Raw genomic sequence first — 7396 nt, 5'->3', positions numbered from 1 at the left:
GGGCAGGGCGCTGCCGCTCGACGACGAGGCGCGGACCATGCTCATCCGCATGAGCGATGGCGACGGCCGGGCCTCGCTGACGCTCGCGGAAGAAGTCTGGCGGGCAGCCAAACCCGGCGAGGTCTTCGATCCCCAGGGACTGCAGCGCATCGTCCAGCGCCGCGCGCCGATCTACGACAAGGGCCAGGACGGCCATTACAATCTGATCTCGGCGCTGCACAAATCGGTACGCGGTTCAGACCCTGACGCGGCTCTCTACTATCTCGCACGCATGTTCGATGCCGGCGAGGATCCGCTCTATCTAGGCCGCCGGCTGGTGCGCATGGCGATGGAAGACATCGGCCTTGCCGACCCGCAGGCGCTTGTCGTCGCCAATGCCGCCAAGGATGCCTATGATTATCTTGGCTCGCCCGAGGGCGAGTTGGCGTTTGCCGAGGCCACCGTCTATCTCGCCACCGCGCCCAAATCCAACGCCGTCTACAATGCTTTCAAGGCTGCCACGCGGGCCGCGAAGGAACACGGCTCGCTGCTGCCGCCCAAGCACATCCTCAACGCACCGACAAAGCTGATGAAAGAGGAGGATTACGGCGCCGGCTATCGTTACGACCATGACGAGCCGGATGCCTTTTCGGGGCAGGATTATTTTCCCGAGAAGATGGGCCGCCAGACCTTCTATGATCCGCCCGAGCGCGGCTTCGAGCGCGACATCAGGAAGCGGCTCGACTATTGGGCGAAGCTGCGCAAGGAGCGGGAGTAGCAGGCTTGCGTGAGGCCGTTGACCAGATCCACCAGGCAGCCAGCCGGCCACGATAGCAGGGCCGTTGTGTGGTAACCCAAAAAACCTTATCAAGGCGCACGACCGGGCGGTGGTCGTTGCCGTGATTTGGGCACTTCATTCGCAACAGGATCGCGCTCCGCGCGTGGAAAAATGACAAAAACCCTTCGCAAGTCCCTTCGCAAATTCGCCATTGCCATCCCGCTTCTCGCCCTTGGCTTCTATTTCATTCCCATCCTGACGACGATCTTCATCATCTGCGGCCTGATCGACGTGCTGCGCAACGACCGCAAGGATCTGTCGCTGTTCTCAGGCTATTTTCTCGGCAACGGCCTGTTCACCTGGCTGCTTTCGCCGTTCAATCTGCTGGTCGACCTCTTGTGCTACAGAAATCCAGGTGTCTGGAAGCTGGAGCAGTTTCCCGCCGACTATCAGCGCGAGGTCAACGAGGTCCTGGACATCTTCAAGGCGCGCAAGGATGAGATCATTGCCGATATCGACGCCAATTTCGGCGCCGGCCGGCGCGGCATGTATGTCTACCAGTGGTACGGCAAGCACAGGATCGACAACGTCGCCGAGTTCAACAAGGATTTCAAATACATCAAGACCATAGCCGTTTCCGTCTTCAGCAAGCGCGAATCGACCTCCTGGCATTTCGGCCCGCTGCGGCTCAGCCTGCGCATTCTCTACAATCTGATCCCGGTTAAGTCGGAGATTTTCGTCGAGTGCGGCAACGTCAAGAATTATTGGTACGACAATCCGCTGTTCATCTTCGACGACACGCTGCTGCATCGCTCGGTCAACGAGTATGACGGACGCCGCTACTGCGTGTTCATGGACATCATCCGGCCGTCTCCGGTTCCCAGACTGATCGCGGGCATGCTCTCAATCGTCTCGGTCAGCGTCGAGCGCATCAATTCCATGTTCTACAAGAACTGGAAGATGATCGGTTCGACCAAGCCGAAGAATGCCGAGACGACCTGAGCAGGCAATCGCTCAATGCAGCTGGCGGCATCGGCTGAATTTGAATAGCCCGGGGAAGTACCGAAGATGTTCAATCTGCTTCTCGTCGTCGTCGGTGGCGGCATCGGTGCCGGAGTTCGTCACCTTACCAACATCGGCGCGCTGCGTTTTGTCGGCCCCAGCTATCCCTGGGGCACGATGGCCATCAACATCATTGGCTCCTTCGCCATGGGGCTGTTCATCGCCTCCATGGTGCGCCGTGGCGGATCGAACGAGGTCAGGCTGTTCGTTGCTACCGGCATTCTCGGCGGCTTCACCACCTTCTCCGCCTTTTCGCTCGATTTCGCGACGCTGTGGGAGCGGGGAGCCACGCTGCCTGCGCTGGGTTATGCCCTTGCCAGCGTCATTGGCGCCATTATCGCCCTGTTTCTGGGACTTTGGCTCGCAAGAAGCCTGCCTTAGTGCTATTGCCGCGCCAAGAACAGGCCGAGCTTCGCTCGGGAAACGGATAAGCGACAAAAAACATGGCAGGCGTTGAACAGATCACGGTGGAGGCCGGCGAGGCGGGCATGCGGCTCGACCGCTGGTTCAAGACCCATTTCCCGGGCCTTGGTTTCGGCCATTTGCAGAAGCTTCTGCGCTCCGGCCAGATCCGTGTCGATGGCGGTCGGGTCAAGGCCGACACCCGTGTCGAGCCCGGCCAGATGGTTCGCGTCCCGCCGCTCGAGGTCGACAAGAAGGGCGAGAGTGCGCTGACCGGCCACTCGATCCGCAACCAGGGCGATGCCGATGTCCTGTCGAAAATGCTGATCCATGAAGATCCCAAGGTTTTCGTCTTCAACAAGCCGGCGGGCCTTGCGGTGCAGGGCGGCTCGGGCGTCACCCGCAATGTCGACGACATGCTGGAGGCCTGGCGCAGCCAGAAGGGCGAGAAGCCCAGACTGGTTCACAGGCTCGACCGCGACACTTCAGGTGTTCTGGTCGTCGCCCGCACCCGGCTGGCCGCCATGAAGCTCTCGGAAGCGTTTCGCGCCCGCGAGACCAAGAAGACCTATTGGGCGCTGGTCAAGGGCGTGCCGCCCAAGCGCGAGGACAAGATCTCGACCTGGCTGATCAAGGAGCCGACGCCGGACGGTGACCGCGTGCGTGTCGCCGCGCATGGCGAAAAGGGCGCCGATCACGCCGTCTCCTACTACCGCATCATCGAGCAGGCTGCGCAGACGATGACCTGGCTTGAAATGGAGCCTTATACCGGCCGCACCCATCAGCTTCGTGTCCACGCCGCCTACATCGGCTGCCCGATCCTGGGCGATCCGAAATATTTCGAGGCCGACACCAACTGGGACTTTCCAGGGGGCATTCAAAACCGCCTGCATCTGCACGCCCGCCGCATCATCATTCCGCATCCCGACAAGGGCGTCATCGATGTCACCGCGCCAATGCCGCCGCACATGCGCCAGAGCTGGAACCTGATCGGCTTCGACGACGCCAGCGCGGAGGACTGATCGTGAGCGGCGCCAGTGACGCGCTCGACCGGCGCGACACGGTCGACATGGCCGCCGCCGCCATCATGGTCGGGCTGACCTTTTCCTGGGGGTTGAATTACGTCGCCGCCAAGATCTCCTACGCCGGCTATGACCCGGTCTTCCTGTCGATCGCGCGCTCGATCATCGGCGGCCTGTGTGTCTTTGCCTGGTGCCGGTGGCGCGGCATCGCGCTTTTCACGCGCGACGGGACCTTGCTCGCCGGCATCGTGGTTGGCGCGCTTTTCGGCATAGAGTTCCTTTGCCTTTATGTCGGCCTGGAGCATACGACCGTTGCCCGCAACACGCTGCTGGTCAACACGATGCCATTCTGGATGCTGCTCGGCGGCCATTTCCTGCTCGGTGAGCAGATCACATTGAGGAAATTCCTTGGCTTGCTGCTGGCCTTTGCCGGCCTTGCCGCGGTGTTTTCCGACAAGCTTGGCGGCGGCGGAGACATGCTGTTCGGCGATCTGCTGAGCCTCGGCTCCGGATTCTTCTGGGCTTTGACCAATATCGTCATCAAGCGCTCGAAGCTGGTCGAGGCGAGCGCCGAGAAGCTTCTGCTTTACCAGCTCGCCGGGGCAGCGATCGTCGGCGTATTGGTGCTGCCTCTCGCCGGCCCGCCCGTTCGCGACCCGACCGTGCTGCCGACCTTGGCGCTGCTCTTCCAGGCAGTCTACATCGTCGCCTTCACCTATGTGCTGTGGTTCTGGCTGTTGCGGCGCTATCCTGCGTCAGGCCTGTCCAGTTTCACTTTCCTGTCGCCGGTTTTCGGCGTGCTGTGCGGCGCCATGTTCTTGAATGAGCAGCTGACCATGCGCATTTTCCTGGCACTTGGCCTGATTGCCGCCGGCCTGATCATCGTCAACCGGCCGGTGCGCAAGCTGACGCCGGTGTAAGAGAGACCTTCTATGCGTGACATCCTCAACGACCTTGAAGCCGGCAAATATCTTTCCGATCCGGATCCGGTGCGCCGCGCCCAGATCCAGATGAAGACGCCTCTGCCGAAGCGCTTCTACAAGACCGTCTCGGTCGCGCCGGTCGAAGGCGGCTTTGCCGTGCATCTCGACGGCAAACCGGTGCGCACGCCCGGCAAGGCGCTGCTGGCGGTGCCTACGGAAGCGGCAGCCGCGCTCGTCGCCGACGAGTTCGCCGCCCAAAGCGAGACCATCAATCCGGTGACCATGCCGGTGATGCGCCTCGTCAACACCGCCATCGACGGCGTCGCCAGCGACCCGCAGGCGGTGCTGGAGGACATTCTGCGCTTTGCCTCTTCCGATCTGCTCTGCTATCGCGCCGACGCACCGCAGGGGCTGGTGGAGCGGCAAAACCAGCATTGGGATCCGGTGATCGACTGGGCGAGGGCACTCGGAGCCCGCTTCAATCTGGCCGAGGGCATCATCCATGTCGAGCAGCCGCGTGAGACCATCGCGGTGCTGGGCAGCCATCTTGCCCAGCGAACGGAGCCGCTGCGGCTCGCCGCCACCCATGTGATGACGTCGCTCACAGGTTCGGCGCTGCTGGCGCTGGCTGTCGATTTCGGTGAACTCGATGCCGATTCTGCCTGGGCCGCGGCCCATGTCGACGAGGACTGGCAGATCGAGCATTGGGGGCAGGATGCGGAGGCCGTTGCCCGCCGCGCGGCTCGCAAGCGCGACATGATGGCTGCTGTCGGCCTGCTGCAAGCGCTCAAGGGCTAAGGGTTTCCCTACCTCGCCCGGTTTCATCCCGCAGCGCACCTAATACCAAAGTCATAATCCCAAAGACGCGCTGCCTTTGGCGGGCGCTTTCTGTCATTTTTCCCGAATGGCTGTCGTTGAGTCCGTGCTCGGAGGAGAGCGCGGACGGTGTCGCGCAGCATCGAGAACGGGTCTCACGGGAGGATAACGAAATGGCAATAACATCGACTGCCGGCGGAGCAAGCCGCGGCATGACGCGGGAGGAGAAGAAAGTCATCTTCGCTTCCTCGCTCGGCACCGTTTTCGAATGGTATGATTTCTATCTCTACGGCTCGCTGGCAGTGTTCATTGGTTCGACCTTTTTCAGTCCAGCCATCCCGGAAGCGACCCGCAATATCTTCGCGCTGCTGGCTTTCGCCGCAGGCTTCCTGGTGCGCCCGTTCGGCGCATTGCTGTTCGGCCGCATCGGCGATCTTGTCGGCCGTAAATATACCTTCCTCGTCACCATGACGATCATGGGCCTGTCGACCTTCCTGGTCGGCTTGCTGCCTGGCTATGCGACCTTGGGCATCGCAGCTCCGGTGATCCTGATCATCCTGCGCATGCTGCAGGGCCTGGCACTGGGTGGCGAATATGGCGGCGCGGCCACTTACGTCGCCGAACATGCGCCGGACAACCGGCGCGGCTACTACACCTCGTGGATCCAGACCACGGCGACGCTCGGCCTGTTCCTGTCGCTGGTTGTGATCCTGATCGTACAGGCTTCATTGAGTAAGGAAAACTATGCTGCCTGGGGTTGGCGTATTCCGTTCATCGTGTCTTTCCTGCTGCTCGGCATCTCGATCTGGATTCGGCTTTCGCTTTCCGAATCTCCGACCTTCCAGCGCATGAAGGATGAGGGCAAGGGCTCCAAGGCGCCGCTGACGGAAGCCTTCGGCCAATGGAAGAACGCCAAGATCGCACTGCTGGCGCTGCTCGGCCTCACCGCCGGTCAGGCCGTGGTCTGGTACAATGGCCAGTTTTACGCGCTGTTCTTCCTGACCAACGTGCTCAAGGTCGACGCGCAGTCGGTCAACATCATGATCGCGATCGCCCTGGCGGTCGGCTCGATCTTCTTCGTCGTCTTCGGCTGGCTCTCCGACAAGATCGGCCGCAAGCCGATCATCATGGCGGGCCTTGCCTTAGCGATTGTATGCACCTTCCCGCTGTTCAAGGCACTGACCTGGGCTGCCAATCCGGCGCTTGCCACAGCCCAGCAGAACACGCGGGCGACGGTGACGGCGGCACCTGGAGATTGCAAGTTCCAGTTCAATCCGGTGGGTACCGCGAAGTTCACGACATCCTGCGATATCGCGACCTCGTTCCTGACCAAGAACTCGGTTCCCTATGACGTCGTGTCGACGGCCGCCGCCGGCACACCCGCATCTGTCAAGATCGGCAACGAGACGGTCGAGTCCTATGACGCCATCGCCGCCGGCGATCAGGCCAAGACCAAGGAAGCCGCCTTCATCAAGGCCGTCAACATGTCGCTGCAGGACGGCGGCTATCCACTGAAGCGCGCGGCAGCCAAGGTTGCGGACCAGAAGCTCGATGCGTTTGTTGCCGCCAACCCGGAACTGAAGCTGGACGCCGCTGCCATCCGTGCCGGTGAGAAGGCGACGGTGCCGATCGACCAGGCAGTCAAGGACAAGCTGCTGACCACCGACGAGGCGGCGGGCGCACCCGAAGTCACCGTCTACAACATTCCGGGTGGTGGCGCGTTCGCGATGTTCGCCGATCCTGCAGCAGTGAACTGGCCAATGACGATCGGCATCCTGTTCATCCTGGTGCTGTTCGTGACCATGGTCTATGGGCCGATCGCGGCGATCCTGGTCGAGATGTTCCCGACCCGCATTCGCTACACCGGCATGTCGTTGCCCTATCACATCGGCAATGGCTGGTTCGGCGGCCTGCTGCCGGCAACCGTGTTCGCGCTCAGCGCCTACAAGGGCGACATCTACTATGGCCTTTGGTATCCGGTGGTGATCGCGGCGATAACGCTGGTCATCGGCATGATCTTCGTCAAGGATACGCTCGGCACCGACCTGCACGCCAAGGAGTAGGCAGGCCCGGTGTTCAAAAGAAAGCCCGGCGCGAGCAATCGCGCCGGGCTTTCTCTTTTCAGGTCAATTCGTTGGCGAGGGCTGCTGCCCTTTGTGTCAGCTCTTGCGGCCCCGGGTCTCATCCTCGATGGCTGCCTCATGGTACCAGCCGTCGCCGAAGTCTGCGCGGGCACCACGCAGCGAGGCAAGCTCTGCCGCAAACTTAGCCTTGCCGCTCAAATTTGAGGCAGTGGCGCGCGCTGCCGCCGGGAACATCAAAATCTTGGCCGACGGTCGTGTGGAAATGATTTCCATTGCCGGGTTCCTTTCTTCTGCCGAACCTTTTCGATTCAACTTGATCCGAAGATAAGG

At 61.6% G+C, this 7396-nt stretch carries 7 protein-coding genes and 1 pseudogene; 7 read left to right on the top strand and 1 reads right to left on the bottom strand.

All coding sequences use genetic code 11. The annotated features are described in order from the left end of the window. The 7 genes and pseudogenes from EN750_RS11100 to EN750_RS11070 form a co-directional block, all read left to right on the top strand. Nucleotides 1-757 (top strand): annotated as a pseudogene (locus tag EN750_RS11100) (replication-associated recombination protein A); the annotation flags it as partial. Between the two features lie 171 nt (nt 758-928). Beyond that, complete coding sequence (locus EN750_RS11095) at nt 929-1759, top strand: aspartyl/asparaginyl beta-hydroxylase domain-containing protein (protein ID WP_127396447.1); 831 nt, start codon at nt 929-931, stop codon at nt 1757-1759. A gap of 66 nt (nt 1760-1825) precedes the next feature. Further along, nucleotides 1826-2200 (top strand): fluoride efflux transporter CrcB, encoded by a 375-nt coding sequence (crcB, locus tag EN750_RS11090; protein ID WP_127396446.1) that lies wholly within the window; start codon nt 1826-1828, stop codon nt 2198-2200. A gap of 62 nt (nt 2201-2262) precedes the next feature. After that, nucleotides 2263-3243: an RluA family pseudouridine synthase gene (locus EN750_RS11085; protein WP_127271590.1), complete on the top strand. Its 981-nt coding sequence runs from the start codon at nt 2263-2265 to the stop codon at nt 3241-3243. A 47-nt stretch (nt 3244-3290) separates the two neighbouring features. Next, nucleotides 3291-4163 carry a DMT family transporter gene (locus tag EN750_RS11080; protein WP_189526132.1) on the top strand — a complete coding sequence of 291 codons (873 nt, stop codon included), beginning with the start codon at nt 3291-3293 and terminating at the stop codon, nt 4161-4163. A gap of 12 nt (nt 4164-4175) precedes the next feature. After that, complete coding sequence (locus EN750_RS11075) at nt 4176-4964, top strand: ATP12 family chaperone protein (protein ID WP_127396444.1); 789 nt, start codon at nt 4176-4178, stop codon at nt 4962-4964. A gap of 191 nt (nt 4965-5155) precedes the next feature. Further along, nucleotides 5156-7045, top strand: a complete 1890-nt coding sequence (locus tag EN750_RS11070) for an MFS transporter (protein WP_127396443.1) — start codon at nt 5156-5158, stop codon at nt 7043-7045. Nucleotides 7046-7141: 96 nt separating this feature from the next. On the opposite strand, the gene EN750_RS11065 is transcribed toward EN750_RS11070, so the two are convergent. Next, nucleotides 7142-7339, bottom strand: a complete 198-nt coding sequence (locus EN750_RS11065) for a DUF2735 domain-containing protein (RefSeq protein ID WP_127396442.1) — start codon at nt 7337-7339, stop codon at nt 7142-7144. Nucleotides 7340-7396 lie beyond the last annotated feature (57 nt).

The sequence above is a fragment of the Mesorhizobium sp. M7A.F.Ca.ET.027.03.2.1 genome, from assembly GCF_003999175.1.
Taxonomy (GTDB): domain Bacteria; phylum Pseudomonadota; class Alphaproteobacteria; order Rhizobiales; family Rhizobiaceae; genus Mesorhizobium.
This window is presented reverse-complemented; position numbering and strand designations above follow the sequence as displayed.

What these genes read in the sequence shown, in the direction of transcription:
- EN750_RS11095 (WP_127396447.1), top strand. Translation starts at nt 929, where the DNA reads ATGACAAAAACCCTTCGCAAGTCCCTTCGCAAATTCGCCATTGCCATC.
- crcB (WP_127396446.1), top strand. Translation starts at nt 1,826, where the DNA reads ATGTTCAATCTGCTTCTCGTCGTCGTCGGTGGCGGCATCGGTGCCGGA.
- EN750_RS11085 (WP_127271590.1), top strand. Translation starts at nt 2,263, where the DNA reads ATGGCAGGCGTTGAACAGATCACGGTGGAGGCCGGCGAGGCGGGCATG.
- EN750_RS11080 (WP_189526132.1), top strand. Translation starts at nt 3,291, where the DNA reads ATGGCCGCCGCCGCCATCATGGTCGGGCTGACCTTTTCCTGGGGGTTG.
- EN750_RS11075 (WP_127396444.1), top strand. Translation starts at nt 4,176, where the DNA reads ATGCGTGACATCCTCAACGACCTTGAAGCCGGCAAATATCTTTCCGAT.
- EN750_RS11070 (WP_127396443.1), top strand. Translation starts at nt 5,156, where the DNA reads ATGGCAATAACATCGACTGCCGGCGGAGCAAGCCGCGGCATGACGCGG.
- EN750_RS11065 (WP_127396442.1), bottom strand. Translation starts at nt 7,339, where the DNA reads ATGGAAATCATTTCCACACGACCGTCGGCCAAGATTTTGATGTTCCCG.